General features: G+C 54.7%; 17 protein-coding genes. 3 read left to right on the forward strand and 14 right to left on the reverse strand.

Annotation, left to right across the window (positions count from 1 at the left end):
- Positions 1-107: 107 nt before the first annotated feature.
- Positions 108-728, forward strand: a complete 621-nt coding sequence (locus tag NCTC9997_RS13265) for an FKBP-type peptidyl-prolyl cis-trans isomerase (protein WP_064978237.1) — start codon at positions 108-110, stop codon at positions 726-728.
- Between the two features lie 95 nt (positions 729-823).
- Here the strand turns inward: NCTC9997_RS13265 and NCTC9997_RS13270 are convergent, their stop codons facing one another.
- The 8 genes from NCTC9997_RS13270 to dusA form a co-directional block, all read right to left on the reverse strand.
- The gene (locus NCTC9997_RS13270) at positions 824-1,033 is read right to left on the reverse strand and encodes a cold-shock protein (RefSeq protein ID WP_010864745.1); all 210 of its coding nucleotides are present in this window, start codon (positions 1,031-1,033) and stop codon (positions 824-826) included.
- Between the two features lie 244 nt (positions 1,034-1,277).
- Entirely contained in the window at positions 1,278-2,021 is a 744-nt protein-coding gene (locus tag NCTC9997_RS13275; protein WP_413463054.1) for a phosphoadenylyl-sulfate reductase, read from the reverse strand.
- Between the two features lie 96 nt (positions 2,022-2,117).
- Positions 2,118-3,848: an assimilatory sulfite reductase (NADPH) hemoprotein subunit gene (gene cysI, locus NCTC9997_RS13280; protein ID WP_064978238.1), complete on the reverse strand. Its 1,731-nt coding sequence runs from the start codon at positions 3,846-3,848 to the stop codon at positions 2,118-2,120.
- Positions 3,848-5,653 carry an NADPH-dependent assimilatory sulfite reductase flavoprotein subunit gene (gene cysJ / locus NCTC9997_RS13285; protein WP_064978239.1) on the reverse strand — a complete coding sequence of 602 codons (1,806 nt, stop codon included), beginning with the start codon at positions 5,651-5,653 and terminating at the stop codon, positions 3,848-3,850. The genes cysI and cysJ overlap by 1 nt, the downstream gene beginning before the upstream one ends.
- Before the next feature lie 285 nt (positions 5,654-5,938).
- Positions 5,939-6,556, reverse strand: coding sequence for a TIGR04219 family outer membrane beta-barrel protein (locus tag NCTC9997_RS13290; protein ID WP_010864749.1), 618 nt, complete (start codon positions 6,554-6,556; stop codon positions 5,939-5,941).
- Between the two features lie 87 nt (positions 6,557-6,643).
- Positions 6,644-7,090 (reverse strand): copper chaperone PCu(A)C, encoded by a 447-nt coding sequence (locus tag NCTC9997_RS13295; RefSeq protein WP_064978240.1) that lies wholly within the window; start codon positions 7,088-7,090, stop codon positions 6,644-6,646.
- Positions 7,091-7,374: 284 nt separating this feature from the next.
- Positions 7,375-7,602, reverse strand: coding sequence for an envelope stress response protein PspG (gene pspG, locus NCTC9997_RS13300; RefSeq protein ID WP_010864751.1), 228 nt, complete (start codon positions 7,600-7,602; stop codon positions 7,375-7,377).
- Between the two features lie 292 nt (positions 7,603-7,894).
- Positions 7,895-8,959 (reverse strand): tRNA dihydrouridine(20/20a) synthase DusA, encoded by a 1,065-nt coding sequence (gene dusA, locus NCTC9997_RS13305; protein ID WP_081632904.1) that lies wholly within the window; start codon positions 8,957-8,959, stop codon positions 7,895-7,897.
- A gap of 211 nt (positions 8,960-9,170) precedes the next feature.
- Between dusA and zur the strand changes: the two genes are divergently transcribed.
- Positions 9,171-9,623, forward strand: coding sequence for a zinc uptake transcriptional repressor Zur (zur, locus tag NCTC9997_RS13310; protein ID WP_064978241.1), 453 nt, complete (start codon positions 9,171-9,173; stop codon positions 9,621-9,623).
- A gap of 142 nt (positions 9,624-9,765) precedes the next feature.
- On the opposite strand, the gene pgi is transcribed toward zur, so the two are convergent.
- Complete coding sequence (pgi, locus tag NCTC9997_RS13315) at positions 9,766-11,415, reverse strand: glucose-6-phosphate isomerase (RefSeq protein WP_064978242.1); 1,650 nt, start codon at positions 11,413-11,415, stop codon at positions 9,766-9,768.
- Positions 11,416-11,650: 235 nt separating this feature from the next.
- Between pgi and NCTC9997_RS13320 the strand changes: the two genes are divergently transcribed.
- Entirely contained in the window at positions 11,651-12,385 is a 735-nt protein-coding gene (locus tag NCTC9997_RS13320) for an MOSC domain-containing protein (RefSeq protein ID WP_064978243.1), read from the forward strand.
- A 182-nt stretch (positions 12,386-12,567) separates the two neighbouring features.
- On the opposite strand, the gene alr is transcribed toward NCTC9997_RS13320, so the two are convergent.
- The 5 genes from alr to priB form a co-directional block, all read right to left on the reverse strand.
- Entirely contained in the window at positions 12,568-13,650 is a 1,083-nt protein-coding gene (gene alr, locus NCTC9997_RS13325; protein ID WP_010864756.1) for an alanine racemase, read from the reverse strand.
- A gap of 12 nt (positions 13,651-13,662) precedes the next feature.
- Positions 13,663-15,063, reverse strand: a complete 1,401-nt coding sequence (dnaB, locus tag NCTC9997_RS13330; protein ID WP_010864757.1) for a replicative DNA helicase — start codon at positions 15,061-15,063, stop codon at positions 13,663-13,665.
- A gap of 169 nt (positions 15,064-15,232) precedes the next feature.
- A complete protein-coding gene (rplI, locus tag NCTC9997_RS13335) occupies positions 15,233-15,685 on the reverse strand; it encodes a 50S ribosomal protein L9 (protein ID WP_010864758.1) in 453 nt (150 codons plus the stop codon).
- A 43-nt stretch (positions 15,686-15,728) separates the two neighbouring features.
- Positions 15,729-15,956 (reverse strand): 30S ribosomal protein S18, encoded by a 228-nt coding sequence (gene rpsR, locus NCTC9997_RS13340; RefSeq protein WP_010864759.1) that lies wholly within the window; start codon positions 15,954-15,956, stop codon positions 15,729-15,731.
- Positions 15,931-16,278: a primosomal replication protein N gene (priB, locus tag NCTC9997_RS13345; RefSeq protein WP_071849706.1), complete on the reverse strand. Its 348-nt coding sequence runs from the start codon at positions 16,276-16,278 to the stop codon at positions 15,931-15,933. The genes rpsR and priB overlap by 26 nt, the downstream gene beginning before the upstream one ends.
- Positions 16,279-16,282: the final 4 nt, after the last annotated feature.

Consider the following 16,282-nt stretch of genomic DNA (forward strand, 5'->3'; position numbering starts at 1 on the left):
ACGGTATTTACTATTAAAAATCGCATTTGCGACGCCTATTTTTGCCGGAATGCACCGGTACTGATATGCTCGCACCTCTGTGAGCAGTTTATCTGTAAGGAAAAGAAATGACAGCCTCAACCCTTAATACTATGGAAGCTCAGGCCAGCTATGGCATCGGTCTGCAAATTGGTCAGCAACTGGCCGAAAGCGGTCTGACCGGACTGGAGCTGGATGCCCTGACTCAGGGTCTGCGCGACTCACTGGAAGGCAATGCTCCGGCTGTTGCTGTCGATGTGGTTCACCGTGCGCTGCGTGAAATGCATGCTCGCGCAGATGAGGCGCGTCAAGCCAAGTATCAAGAAGCCGCGGCAGAAGGCGAAGCGTTCTTGGCGCAAAACTCCTCTCGCGAAGGCGTAACCTGCACCGGTAGCGGCCTGCAGTTCGAAGTGCTGCAGCAAGGCGACGGCCCAATCCCTGCGCGCACTGACCGTGTGCGTGTACATTACACCGGTAGCCTGCTGGACGGTACTGTATTTGATAGCTCGGTACAACGCGGCCAGCCAGCTGAGTTCCCTGTCAACGGCGTGATCGCCGGTTGGATTGAAGCGCTGACCCTGATGCCAGTTGGCTCTAAGTGGCGTTTGTATATCCCGCATCAGCTGGCCTATGGCGAGCGCGGTGCTGGTCACTCGATTCCACCATGCAGCATGCTGCAGTTTGATGTAGAGCTGCTGGAGATCCTGTAAGGATCAGCAAGTGACATCGCTACGCTAAAAGCGATACTGCAAAAAAGCCGTGTGACTCACACGGCTTTTTTATTGGTTTCTTGATTGGGTGTGAGTTACACCACTGGCTCGACGTTTTCGGCTTTTTTCCCGCGCTGGTCACTGACCTCGGTATAAGTGACCTGCTGACCTTCTTTTAGCGTGCGAAAACCGTTGCCCTGAATCGCAGAAAAGTGCACAAACACATCTTCCCCGCCAGCATTTTGAATAAACCCAAACCCTTTACTGTCATTGAACCACTTCACGGTTCCTTGCAACTTCGACATTGTCTTTCCCTATGTTCAAAACGGTATTTCTAAACGAAAGTGCTAAACGGTGCGCAGACTATCGTGACGCCCTACCATCCCGCAGCCACACCAAGGCTGTCGGATGGGGCGCGCAAGCTTACATAGCAGCAAAGCGAAGATAGCCAAACAGAGTGTCATCCTAGCAACCTTGGTTAAAAAATACGCCGCGTCGCATCGCGTTTTACCGGTAAGTTCACTCCCCGCCGCCGAATTTGTGATCGCGTTAGATCCCCGAGCCTTGATCTTCCCCTGATTCATGCAGGCCGCACTCACGTTTCAAACCAAAAAAGCGCGTCTCTTCTTCGCTCATGCCCGACTCCCATTTGCGCGTGGTATGGGTATCGCCCACCGACAAATACCCTTGCTCCCACAGTGGATGATAGGGTAAGCCATGTTCGGTCAGATAACGGTGCACCTGCCGGTTATCCCAATCGACAATCGGCAAAAACTTAAAGCAGCCACGCTGTACACTCAGCACCGGCAAACTGGCGCGGCTACTGGCCTGTGCGCGGCGTAAGCCAGCAAACCACGTCCCGGCCTGCAATTGCTCGAGCGCGCGTTGCATCGGTTCGACTTTATTCAGTTGGTTATACTGCGCTAACCCATCCAAGCCTTGCTCCCACAAGCGGCCATAGCGCGCCTCTTGCCACGCCGGCGATAAGGGGCTGCGAAACACCTGCAAATTCAGCTGCAGGCGTTCGGTCAGGCTATCAATAAACTGGTATGTTTCAGCAAACAGATAGCCGGTGTCGGTGAGGATTACCGGAATAGTCGGCTGCTGCTGCACCAATAAGTGCAAACTAACCGCCGCCTGAATACCAAAGCTGGAAGAAAGGACATGCGCTCCCGGCAGATGCTCAAAGGCCCACGCCACTCGCGCCGCTGCGGGTAGCGCCAATAGAGCCTGATTGAGCGCCGCCAGTGCCAGTTCGCGCTCTGACGGCGTTAAGGCCAGTAACTCAGCCAACGGTGGCACCGTCAGCTCAGTCAGGGTCGGCTGGCGCTCAGGCGACGTAGAAGATGAGTTAGACATAATGACCTGCGTCTCCTCACTCATAAAAAATTAATCATAAAAGTCACGAGCCGGATCGAGCACCGGGCGGATGATGCCTGTGCGAACAGTAAAATCGCCGAAACCTTCATCGGGCGTACGCTCAGCCGCCCAACGGGCAATCAACGTATCCAAAATCGTTAAAATTTCGCTGTCAGTAATATTCTCGCGGTACATGCGCGGAATACGGGTGCCTTCACGATTACCGCCCAGATGCAGGTTATAACGACCCAGTGCTTTACCCACCAAACCAATTTCGGCCAACAAGGCGCGGCCACAGCCATTCGGGCAACCGGTGACGCGCAGCACAATGCTCTCTTGCGCCACGCCGTGACGGGCCAAAATAGCTTCCACATCACCGACCAAGCGCGGTAAGAAACGTTCGGCTTCCGCCATCGCCAATGGGCAGGTCGGGAACGAGACGCACGCCATCGCATTTTGCCGCAGCGGCGTTAAGCTATCGCTCATCAGGCCATGGCTACGCGCCAACTGCTCAATCTGCGCCTTATCGGCTTCCGCAACCCCCGCCACAATCAAGTTTTGATTGGCGGTGAGACGAAAATCACCACGGTGAACGCGGGCAATGGCCGCCAAACCGGTTTTCAGCGGCTTTTGCGGATAATCCAGAATCCGCCCATTTTCGATATACAGCGTCAGGTGCCATTTGCCATCAATACCTTGCACCCAACCGATGCGATCGCCACGTCCGGTAAACGCATACTCGCGTGACGGCGCAAACTGCACCTGCGCGCGTTTTTCCACTTCGGCGCGAAAGTTATCCACTCCCACACGCTCGATGGTGTACTTGGTTTTGGCATTTTTGCGATTACTGCGGTTACCCCAATCGCGTTGGGTGGTCACCACCGCCTCGGCCACCGCTAAGGTTTGCTCAGGAGTGATAAAGCCCAGATCGCTAGCGGTGCGCGCATAGGTTGATTTATCCCCAAAGGTAATGGATAAACCACCGCCGACCAGCACGTTAAAGCCCACCAGCTTTCCTTGCTCGGCGATCGCCACAAAGCTCAAGTCATTGGCATGCACGTCCACATCGTTTTGTGGCGGAATGACAACCGCAGTTTTGAATTTCCGCGGCAGATAGGTCGCGCCCAAAATCGGCTCAACATCCGTCGTGGCGACTTTCTCTTCATCCAGCCAAATCTCGGCATAGGCGCGAGTTTGCGGCAGCAGATGCTCGGAGATTTTACGTGCCCAATCCCACGCCTCTTGATGCAGCTGCGATTCAATCGGATTGGAGGTGCACAGCACGTTACGGTTAACGTCATTGGCGGTTGCCAGTGCATCTAGCCCCAGCGCATGCAGCATCTGATGCATCGGTTTGACGTTCGGTTTTAGCACGCCGTGAAACTGGAAGGTTTGACGGTTGGTCAATCGGATACTGCCGTACAGGGTGCTGTCGACGGCGAAACGATCGATCCCCAGCCACTGCTGCGGGGTAATCACGCCGCCCGGCAGACGGCAGCGCAGCATCATGGCATGACGCGGTTCGAGTTTTTGTTCAGCACGCTCGGCGCGGATATCGCGGTCATCTTGCTGATACATGCCGTGAAAGCGGATCAACAGGAAATTATCGCCGTTAAAGCCACCGGTTAGGCCATCGTGTAAATCGGCGGCAATGCTGCCACGCAGGAAATTACTGTCGCGCTTCATGCGCTCAGCATCGCTCAGCGGCCCATCAACCACCAGAGGGCCAGGATGCTTGCTGCTAAATTGATAGTCACTCATCAGTATACATCTCGCTGATAACGCTGCGCGGCGCGCAGTTCGTCCAGATACGCTTCACTCTGCGCGGCGTCCATGCCACCGTGCTGAGCCACTATGTCCAATAACGCTTGCTGTACATCATGCGCCATCTTGCTGGCATCACCGCACACATACAGGTGCGCGCCTTGTTGTAACCACTGCCAGATCTCAGCACCCTGCTCGCGCAGGCGATCTTGTACATAAATTTTCTGCGCCTGATCGCGTGACCACGCCAGTGAGATGCGGCTGACGATGCCTTCTTTAACCCAACGCTGCCACTCCACCTGATACAAAAAATCTTCCGTAAAATGAGGGTTACCGAAAAAGAGCCAGTTTGGACCGCCGGCCCCCTCCGCCGCACGCTGCTGCATAAAGGCCCGAAACGGGGCTATTCCAGTACCAGGGCCTATCATGATCACCGGCGCATTCGGAGAACTGGGTAGGCGAAACTGATCATTGGGTTCGACAAACACCCGCAGGCTGTCCCCTTCTGATAAACGCTCGCCCAGATAACCGGACGCCGCGCCCGTGCGGGTTTTATCGCCCTCCGCGTAACGCACCACTCCGACGGTCAGGTGCACCTCTTCCCCGACTTCGGCTTGCGAAGAGGCAATCGAGTACAGACGCGGTGTTAAGCGGCGCAGCAGCTCGACTAATTGCTGGGCGCTCAGCGCGGCAGGAATCGTGGCCAGCATGCTCGGCACCGGATGACGCTGGGCATACGCACGCAACGCCGCTTTATCGTCACATAGTGCCAACAAGGTCGCATCGCCACTCAATTCGGCATAGGCGGCCACTACGGTGGGCGCATTTTGGCTCAGCTCCAGCTTTTCCCGCAGGGCATCGGCCAAGCGCAAAGGTTGTCCATCAAGGGTGACGAGTGCATCGGCAGGCAAGCCGGTCAGCTGCAAGAGCTCCGCTACCAGCGCCGGATCGTTATGTTGCCAAACACCTAAGGCATCCCCCGGCTGATAAGTCAGTCCGGTGCCAGCTAAATCCAGCTCGATATGCTGGATATCTTTGCTGGAATTACGCCCAGTGATTTTCTGCCTTGCCAGCAGCGACACCGTGCAAGGATTATCGCGCTGATAAACCGTACCGACCGCCGCCGCGACCGGTGTTACCACGCTGGACGGCGATTCGCCAGCAGCCGCGGCTAACGGCGCCAAGGCAGCTAGCACCTCTTGCTGCCAATGGCTGGCGGTGGCAGCAAAATCCACATCCGCATCCACCCTAGCAAGCAACGGCTGAGCACCTAACTCGCTTAAGCGGCGATCAAAGTCTTTGCCAGTCTGGCAAAAATGCTCGTAAGACGAATCTCCGAGCCCCAGCACCGCATAACGCAGTTGCTCAAGCTTAGGCGCACGCGCCGAGAGTAAAAACTTGTGCAATCCCAACGCTTCTTCGGGCGGCTCACCTTCACCATAGGTTGCCGCCACCACCAGCAATACCGACAGCTGCGCCAGCGTTTTGGTTTTCACTTCGCCACTGCGCCAGTGCTCCACCTGCCAGCCTTGCGCTTGCAGCTGTTGCTGTAACTGCTCGGCCACACGGCGTGCATTGCCAGTTTGTGAGGCTGACCACAAGGTGATCAGCGGACGAGCCGCGGCGGTCGTCACTGCACCCTCGGCGGTCAGTGTTACAGAGGAAGATTGGCTGAGCGCCCATGTATAGCCTGACAGCCATGCCAGCTGCAGAGGAGACGCCTGCGCCAGCGTTTGTTGCAGTCGGCTTAGTTGTTCCGGAGGAAACGGCGCTCCGGTCGTCAGTAAATCCTTGGCACTCATGATCACGACATTCCTTATGAAGAGATGTCGTCAGATTACTCACTATTTAAAAGCGCGATAAAGAATCGATAGCAATGGTTAATAACCAAAAGAAATAAACGCGGAATAAGGAAAGGGAGACAAAGAACAGCGTCGAAGAAGAAGCTGGAGATACCCGTTGCCATGGGCGGAAAAAAACAGGGCGCTTGCACCAGCAAACGCCCTGTTCACGCCTCTAGCGCCATGGCATCGTTAGAGATAACGGAGCCAGTCGCGACTAGGCGATAAAATTCTCGTGATCGACGATTAGAAGCCGAAAGTCAGGCCGCCGTACCAACCGTTGGTATCCACGTCGCCCGCTTTGTTGCTTTCGTTGAAGTCCATCTTAGCCCACTGGTAACCGGCTTTCAGGTTGATAGCGCCCATGCGCATCGCCAGACCCAGCTGACCGTCGTAGCCCCAGGTGTTGTCGTAGAATGGCATGTTCAGCTCACCAGTCACTGCCAGTGGTGTGCCAGGAATACGCAGTTCACCGGCAGAGTAAGCCAGGAACATACCGTGCTCAACGTCATAACCACCAACGGTGTTGGTCTGCTTACGCCAGCCGGCACCCAGATCCACGTTGATCAGGCCGTTATCCAGCAGCTGGTAGTAGCCGATCGCGTCCAGCTTTTCTTGCTCCAGCACCATGCCATTCGAGCTACCATCCAGATTCTGGTAGCGCACCAGCGCATTTGGCAGCAATGGAATTGGATGAACCACTTCCAGACCTACACGGTAGCCGTCAGCGCTGTTATCTTTGAAGCCGTGACCAGCGTCCAATGTCGCACCGGCGATAAATTCGGCACTACCACGAACAGCCAGAGAGTCGGCCATGGCCGGCGCGGCTACCAACATGGCAACCAGAGCTAAACTTTTTTTCATTTTACTTCCTTTACCCAACAACCAATCACCGCCACGCCAACACCCCTGTGCCGGCGTTTTTGCGGGAATCACACAAAAGTCCCCAAATTACGATTTTGGATGATGATGGCCAGCGGGTTTAACCTCGCGTGCGGTTGCCTGAATCTGAACTTGCTGACCGTTATCGAAGGTCAGGGTCAAGGGAACCTCCGTTCCCGCCGGCAACGGCTGGGTGAGCTGCAACAGCATGATATGCAAACTGCCCGGTTTGAGCATCAAGGTGCCCTTGGCCGGAATGGTAATTTGCTCCACCTTTTGCATATTCATCACCCCGTCTGGGCTGACCACCATATCGTGAAGCTCCACCTGTTTCGCAACCGGTGAGCTGACCGCAACCAGATGGCGCTCATCATCTTCCGGATTAAACAAGGTGGCAAAGGCCGCCGACATCTGCGCGCCCGGCACCGTCGCACGAACATACGGTTCGGCAACCAGTACCTCGGCCTGCGCAAATCCAGCCGCCAGTAATAACAGCGAAATCAGTCCTGCTCGCATGATGAATTCCTTTTCCAGAATGTACGGTACGGTATTGGCGACGTATTTACCTATCGGTAGCGCTCTGTCATCGGCCAATCGTCTTCTGCCACTATTTTGTTTGGCAAATCAATGATGTTACAAAATCAATGTTTGTCGTTCTGCATTGCTCGCTCCGTGTTTACAGAGCTACGTATGATGCCCATAGCCGCAGGGTCGCCATCATGCCATTAATGGTCAACCTCGACTAGCCGTGGCGTGCACAAAAACGGTGAAAAAACCACCGCAATCACTGCATTAATCGATTAGCGTCGACGAAAATAGCGCTGGCTGGCCGGAGCTTTACTGCGCAGTAGCCAAACCACCACCACCGCCAGCAGTAACCACGGCAGCAGTTTCAATGCCAGCGCCAGCATGCCGCCCAGTAGCATCAACGCAAAACCGGCCAGCAACGCCAGTAACGCGCCCAGCACCGATAAACCGGTGGCCAGCAACACCACAAAAAAGCCTAAAACAAATAACAGTTCTAACATCATTGACCCCTTGCTGTACTCACAGCATCACCTGATGACCACGTGGGAAAGACAGCCTCGACGGCGTGCTTCCCATTCTCTTATCCATCTAGCTCTTATCCATCTAGGCAATCAAGTTTCATGCCAGCTAGAAGCTGGCATGTTAGTTTATCAATTCAATTAGTAATTCAATCAGTTAGCGTTATTCGCTGCGCACGGTCGCCGCTCGCGCTGCGCAATTTAACCACCTAGCGGTCAACTTGCTGCGCCATATCGTCAATTTCACCACCGCATAGCGTGTGGCAATCGCAGCTTAGCGGCGCACCATCGCCAGCGCTTGCTCCAACACAGGGATACCGGCCCCCGGCTTATGCGCATTTTCACTTAAGTGACGACGCCACTGACGCGCACCTGGAATGCCTTGGAAAATCCCCAGCATATGGCGGGTAATGTGGCCCAGATAAGTGCCTTTGCTCAGCTCGCGCTCGATGTACGGGTACATGGCCTCCACCGCGGCAATGCTGTCGGTGATCGCCGCACTCGGGTCAAACAGCTGTTGATCCACTTGCGTCAGAATGCTCGGGTTTTGGTACGCTTCGCGCCCCATCATCACGCCGTCGAGATGCTGCAGATGCTCGCGCGCCTCATCCAAGGTTTTAATACCGCCGTTAATGCCGATTTTCAGCTGCGGGAAGTCTTTTTTCAGCTGATAGACACGCGCGTAATCCAATGGCGGGATCTCACGGTTTTCTTTCGGACTCAGCCCTGACAGCCACGCTTTGCGCGCATGCACGATAAAGTTATCGCACTCGCCCGCACCAGCCACGGTCTGGATAAAGTCCACCAAAAAAGCATAGCTGTCTTGATCGTCAATCCCGATCCGAGTTTTGACCGTGACCGGAATCGAGACCTGATCGCGCATCGCTTTCACGCAATCGGCCACCAGCTGTGCATTGCCCATCAAGCAAGCACCGAACATGCCGTTTTGTACCCGATCCGATGGACAACCCACATTCAGGTTAATCTCATCGTAACCGCGTTGCTCGGCCAAACGTGCACACTGCGCCAGATCGGCCGGATTACTACCGCCCAACTGCAACACCACCGGATGCTCTTCCTCGTTATAGGCCAGATAGTCGCCCTTGCCATGAATAATGGCGCCCGTGGTGACCATCTCGGTGTACAGCTGGGTATGCTGACTCAGCTGACGATGGAAATAACGGCAATGACGATCGGTCCAATCCAGCATCGGGGCGACGCTGAAACGGCCAGCCCAATATTGAGGGTTGCCTTGCGGCTGTTCACGGTTTGACAAAGTCTGCGGCTCTCTTTCGGGTGGATAAAATAAGCGCGACAGTATAGCCCGAATTACCGCCATTGGGGAGGGAAGCACAAGGAAGTCCAGATCACGTCCAGATGTCGCGACCTAGCCGTGCTACACCCTGTCGCAGCAGGCCAGAGCACGCACGGTCACAACGTGCCTAACCCCACAAAACTCACGGACTTTTCACCGCTAGCGGTCACTATTGCAGGCAGCGCCGTGCTACACTGGAAAGCGGTATCACTAGCGCAAATTGCAGATCGCAGGCATGAATCAGCAAGCCATTCAACGTTTACTTCAAAAAGCCCAGCAGTTATGTGAGCAACGCGGGGTGCGTTTGACCGCCCAGCGCCAGCAAGTGCTGCGCCTGCTCGCCGAGCAACCCGGCGCCATTACCGCTTACGATCTGCTCGACCGCCTGCGCGCCCGCGAGCCGCAAGCCAAACCGCCGACCGTGTACCGCGCACTGGATTTTCTACTGGAGCAAGGCTTTGTGCACAAAGTGGAATCGGTGAATGCGTTTGTGCTGTGCAGTGGTTTTGAAGAGCATGTCCATCACAGTCAGCTGTTTATCTGCGATCAATGCGGCTCGGTGGATGAAAGTCGTGGCGGGGTGATAGAACAGGCCCTGAGCGAAGTGGCCGACAGCCTCGGATTTCAAATCAAGCACCGGATCGTCGAGGTGCATGGCACCTGTGCCCGTTGCCGCACACTTGGCTGACTCTCTCTGAAATCAGTGTCACCGCCCGCATATCCACCCGGATCGGCATCACCAGACAGATAAAAAAAACCGGTCGACTGACCGGTTTTTTGCATCTTACTTCTTGCGCTCGCTTCTTACGTTCACAAGCTAAGTGCAGACCTTAGATGCGCCACTCTTTGAAACGGTTAATCAAGCCGTTGGTGGAAGAGTCGTGGCTATTGATGGCGTCTTTATCTTGCAGCTCAGGCAGGATGCGGTTCGCCAGCTGTTTACCCAGCTCTACGCCCCACTGATCGAAGCTATAGATATTCAAAATAGCGCCTTGGGTGAAGATCTTGTGCTCATACAGTGCAATCAGCGCGCCTAAGCTATATGGCGTGATAGATCGCAGCAAGATGGAGTTGGTTGGGCGGTTACCTTCAAACACCTTGAATGGCACGATGTGCGCCACGTCCGCCGCCGATTTACCGGCCACAGCAAACTCTTCTTCCACTTCCGCGGCCGTTTTACCAAAGGCCAGCGCCTCGGTCTGAGCAAAGAAGTTAGACATCAGCTTAGCGTGATGATCACCCAGCGGATTGTGGCTCACCGCAGGCGCGATAAAGTCACACGGGATCATCTTGGTGCCTTGGTGGATCAGCTGATAGAACGCGTGCTGACCGTTGGTACCCGGCTCACCCCAGATAATCGGGCCAGTTTGGTAATCCACCGGCTGACCGTTGCGATCCACATACTTACCGTTGGACTCCATGTTGCCCTGTTGGAAGTAAGCAGCAAAACGGTGCATGTACTGATCGTATGGCAAAATCGCTTCAGTTTCAGCGCCATAGAAATTGTTGTACCACAGGCCAATCAGCGCCAGCAGTACCGGCAGGTTGTGTGACAGCTCCGTTTCGGCGAAGTGACGATCCATCGCATGCGCGCCGGACAGCAGTTGCTCGAAATTATCAAAACCAATCGACAGCGCAATCGACAGACCGATCGCTGACCACAGGGAATAACGGCCACCGACCCAATCCCAGAACTCGAACATGTTGGCGGTATCGATACCGAATGCCGCGACCGCGCTGGCATTGGTGGACAACGCAGCAAAGTGCTTGGCCACATGCGCTTGCTCATGGGCGCTTTGCAAGAACCACTCACGGGCGCTCAGGGCGTTGGTCATGGTCTCTTGCGTGGTGAAGGTCTTGGAGGCTACCAAGAACAGCGTGGTCTCGGGCTCCAAACTCTTCAGCGTTTCGGCGATATGAGTGCCGTCCACGTTAGAAACAAAGTGCATGTTCAGGTGATTTTTGTACGGCTTAAGCGCCTCGGTCACCATGTAAGGGCCCAAGTCCGAACCACCGATACCGATATTCACCACATCGGTGATCGCTTTGCCGGTGTAACCGGTCCACTGACCGCTGATCACTTTGTCGCAAAACGCTTTCATCTTAGCCAGTACCGCATTGACTTGCGGCATCACGTCCTGACCATCGACCATGATTGGCGTGTTGCTACGGTTACGCAGCGCCACGTGCAGCACCGCCCGATCTTCGGTGCGGTTGATTTTGTCCCCACGGAACATGGCGGCAATCGCCTCTGGCAGTTTGGTCTCGTGCGCCAACGCCAACAGGTGCTGCATAGTTGATTGATTAATCAAGTTTTTTGAATAATCTAACAAAAACTGATCTTCAAATGTCGCGGAATATGCGTTAAAACGGAGGGGATCGTCAGCGAACAAATCGCGTAATGTTACATTACGCATGGATTGATAATGTTGCGTTAGTGCCTGCCACGCCGCAGTCTGAGTAGGATTAATCGAGTTCATTGTGATGCATCCATGTAGTGCTTGGTCGTTTATAACCATAGATTGGTTTAATTAAATAACAAATTCCGACGGATGACAGCTCAAATCACAGCTATGCAGCCGGGTTTGACGAAAGTTTACTACTCTGAGCGCAATCAATAACCAAGATCCCCCCAGACAGAGATTAGGATCACAGTTTTATTACTACAATTCGGTCCCGACCGCTTTGCAGCAGACAGGCGCAGGAGAAAAAAGCATGGGATCAGAAGACAGCGAGCATTTGCTGGATACCGAAATACAACTCTTTACCGGCAAAAAAACCGAAACCTTGCACGGACTGTGCAGCGCGATTTACAAAATGCCCTGCCAAGAGGCGGTTTACCTGAGCGAAACCGGCTTTCAAGGCGATGAACAAGCCGATCTGCGCCATCACGGCGGCCCTGATCGCGCCTTGCACTATTATCCGGCCGAACATTACGCCTACTGGCAAGCGTGCTACCCCGAAGTGCCGCACTTCCATCCGAGTGGATTTGGCGAAAACCTCTCCGGCATCGGTCTGACTGAAGAAAACTGCCACGTTGGCGATATCTTTCGGCTCGGCGAAGCGCGCGTGCAAATCAGCCAACCACGCTCACCGTGCTACAAACTGAATCTGCGCTTTGATGTGGTCGATTTGGCCTGTCAGATGCAAAAAAGTGGCCGTACCGGCTGGCTGCTGCGGGTACTGCAACCGGGTTGGGTCAAACCGGGGGATAAACTGATCCTAGAAGCCCATGGCAGCACACCGCTGTCGCTGTATCACATGAACCACATCTTCTTTAATGAGCCGCTCAATCACGTCGGTTTAGTCGCGATGGCTGATTGCGCCGAACTGTCGGCCAGTTGGAAAGATAAAGTGGTGCAGCGTCTGCAAACCGGCTGGGTGGAAGATTGGAACCGCCGCTTATTCGGTCATGCCCTGTGGGCGCGGGAGCCGCACTCACCGCTCTGACGTGCTCAGTGGCACTTGGCATAAACCCTAAGCCACATGGCTCGTGGCTCGTGGCTCGTGGCTCGTGGCTCGTGGCTCGTGGCTCGTAATAACAAAAAAACACGCAGGGACAAAAACAAAAGCGCGCCCCTTGGAACTTGGGACGCGCTTTTTTCTCAATATCTACGCACAGCTATCAGGAATTAGTCACCGACATACTGCATCTGCACCCGTGAGGTCAGCTTGGTCACCAGCTCATAGGTGATCACGCCGGTATGCTCGGCCACCTTTTCGCACGGTAAGCCTTCGCCCCACAGCGTGGCTTCATCGCCCACTTTGTCTTGCGAATCTGGCCCCAAGTCTACCGTCAGCATATCCATCGACACCCGGCCCACTAACGGCACGATACGGCCATTGAGCAGCACTGGGGTGCCAGTAGCCGCATCACGCGGATAGCCATCACCGTAGCCAATAGCGACCACGCCAATGCGCGTATCCCGCTCACTGATCCAGCAACCGCCGTAACCGACCGCCTCACCCGCTTTGTGCTCACGCACCGCAATCAGGCTGGATTTCAAGGTCATGGCCGGACGCAACCCATAATGCGAGGCATACGGCGTGCTAAATGGCGACACACCGTACATCACGATCCCAGGACGTACCCAGTCGCGATGCGAGTCTGGCCACAGCAAAATGCCCCCCGATGCAGCAATCGACTGCGCGCCGGGCTTACCGATGGTCAGACTGTCAAAGCAGGCCATCTGATCCAAGGTGGTGCTCACATGCGGCTCATCAGCGCGGCTAAAATGGCTCATAAAGCGCACCGGCTGCACCACATTCGGGCAGCGTGACAGGCGCTGATAGAACGCCTCAGCATGCTCTGGACGCACGCCTAAGCGGTGCATACCAGTATCGAGCTTCATCCATACAGTCACAGGACGCTCTAACTCAGATTGCTCCAGCGCTTCGAGCTGTTCAATGCTGTGCACCACGGTATCGATGTTATTGGCGACCAACACCGGCAGGTCTTCGGCCGAGAAGAAACCCTCCAGCATCAAGATAGGTTTGACGATGCCACCAGAGCGCAGCGCCAGCGCTTCTTCCAGACGCGCCACCCCAAAACAGCCGGCTTGTTCTTTTACCGTATGCGCCACTTCCAGCAGGCCATGCCCGTAACCATTGGCCTTTACCACCGCAATAATGTTGCTGTTAGGAGCAAACGCTTTCACCTGCTCCAAATTATGTCGCAAAGCGCCGCGGTCAATCACTGCGGTAGCTGCTTTCATCTTGTCTAATCCTTAATACTCATCGTCATAGGCTGGGCCGGCATAGTTATCAAACCGCGACCACTGCCCTTGGAAAGCCAGACGTACAGAGCCAATCGGGCCGTTACGCTGCTTACCGATAATGATCTCGGCCACGCCTTTCAGATCACTGTTCTCGTGATAAACCTCATCACGATAAATAAACATAATCAGGTCGGCATCCTGCTCGATGGAGCCTGATTCACGCAAGTCCGAGTTCACCGGGCGCTTATCGGCCCGTTGTTCCAGACTCCGGTTCAGCTGCGACAGTGCCACCACCGGAACCTGCAACTCTTTCGCCAGCGCTTTGAGGGAGCGGGAAATTTCGGCAATTTCCAGCGTCCGGTTATCCGATAACGACGGTACCCGCATCAACTGCAAGTAGTCGACCATGATGAGGCTCAGGCCCCCGTGCTCACGGAAAATCCGCCGTGCTCGGGCGCGCAATTCGGTCGGGGTCAGACCGGAGGAATCATCGATGTACATGTTGCGTTTTTCCAGCAGCAGCCCCATGGTGCTGGAGATCCGTGCCCAGTCCTCGTCATCGAGCTGACCGGTACGGATCCGGGTTTGATCCACCCGCGACAATGACGCCAACATACGCATCATGATCTGTTCAGCAGGCATCTCCAGACTGAAAATCAGTACCGGTTTTTCCTGCATCATGGCCGCGTTTTCACACAAGTTCATCGCAAAGGTGGTTTTACCCATCGATGGACGCGCCGCCACGATAATCAAGTCTGACGACTGCAAACCGGCGGTCTTCTTATCCAGATCGGTAAAGCCGGTCGACACCCCTGTCACCCCGTCATGCGGGCGCTGATACAGCTGCTCGATACGGGATACGGTGTCTTCCAAGATTTGCTCGATGCTCTTCGGGCCATCATCTTTACTGGCACGGTTTTCGGCAATCTGGAACACTTTGGACTCAGCCAGATCGAGCAGATCTTCGCTGTTACGCCCCTGCGGATCGTAACCGGCATCGGCAATTTCGTGCGCTACCGCAATCATCTCACGCACAATCGCGCGCTCACGCACGATATCGGCATACGCGCCAATGTTGGCCGCACTCGGGGTGTTTTTCGACAGCTCCGCCAAATAGGCAAAGCCGCCCACATCTTCCAGCGAGCCTTGTAACTCTAACGATTCCGATAAGGTGATCAAATCGATAGGTCGGCTGCTCTCCAGCAAACGCTGCATCTGCTCGAAGATCAAACGATGGGGTTTGCTGTAAAAGTCCCGTGCGACCACGCGCTCGGCAACGTTATCCCACCGTTCGTTATCCAGCATCAATCCGCCAAGTACTGACTGCTCGGCTTCGAGGGAATGAGGTGGCAACTTGATGCCGTCAACCTGTGTATCTTTACGCGAGGGTTTTATTTGTTTGACCGCCATAGACGTTCGCTGTATCTGAGAGCGCCAGCCGCTGGCTGACAAAAATAGACTGAGCCTGCGAGTATAACGCGCGGACGCAGGATAGAAAATCCGTAATTAATGACGGATTGCAGACAAAGAAAAACGCCGGCATAAGCCGGCGTCTTCTTTAAACGAGGGAGCGAAACAATTAAGCTTCAGCTTCTACGTTTACAACTACAGTAGCGAATACTTCGCCGTGCAGTTGGAAGCGGATTTCGTGCTCACCAGTGGTACGCAGGGCACCATTGTCCAGACGAACTTCGCTCTTGCAAACTTCAACGCCTGCTGCGGTTACGGCATCAGCGATATCGCGAGTACCGATAGAACCGAACAGTTTGCCACCGTCGCCAGCTTTAGAAACGATGGTTACGCGAGCCAGGTTGGTCAGAGCTTCGGCGCGTGCAGATGCAGCAACCAGAGTCTCAGCCAGTTTGGCTTCCAGTTCAGCGCGACGGGCTTCGAAGAACTCGATGTTCTTCTTAGTTGCCATCACTGCTTTACCCTGAGGCACCAGGTAGTTACGAGCGTAACCAGCCTTTACGTTTACCTTGTCACCAAGGCTGCCCAGGTTTGCAATTTTATCAAGCAGAATAACTTCCATTACCGTGTCCTCTTTAGAGTCTCAAAATACAGACAGTCGCCGATTACTGATGAGAATCAGTGTACGGCAGCAGAGCCAGGTAACGTGAACGCTTGATAGCGCGTGCCAGCTGACGCTGGTACTTAGCACGGGTACCTGTGATACGGCTAGGAACAATCTTGCCGCTTTCGGTAATGTAGTTCTTCAGAGTGAAGGTATCTTTGTAGTCGATCTCTTGAACGCCTTCCGCTGTGAAACGGCAGAACTTACGACGACGGAAATAACGTGCCATGTGGCTTGTCTCCTGAATCTATAAATTCGATCTGCTCGGCATGCAACACTAATTGGTTTAGCCCGTTTCGGGTCTGATGTTGGGTGATAAAACCACTTGCCATCAGGTTGCTGCCAACCGCTAATCTGTGAGTATTGGCTTGTGACGCTTGCCCACTGAGTACCACGACGATGCGGCACCAAGCTTGACGTTGAAATCCCGCTTCCTGCTGTACTGAACGATGTTCAAGTACGAACTGACAATGCGGAATTCCAGCGGGGCTGACGGATCGCTTGGGCGCCTTGCACACTGTGCCGGACAGAACCAGACGATTCGTTGTCATAGCG

It is taken from the genome of Plesiomonas shigelloides, from assembly GCF_900087055.1.
GTDB lineage: Bacteria > Pseudomonadota > Gammaproteobacteria > Enterobacterales > CAMTGL01 > Plesiomonas > Plesiomonas shigelloides.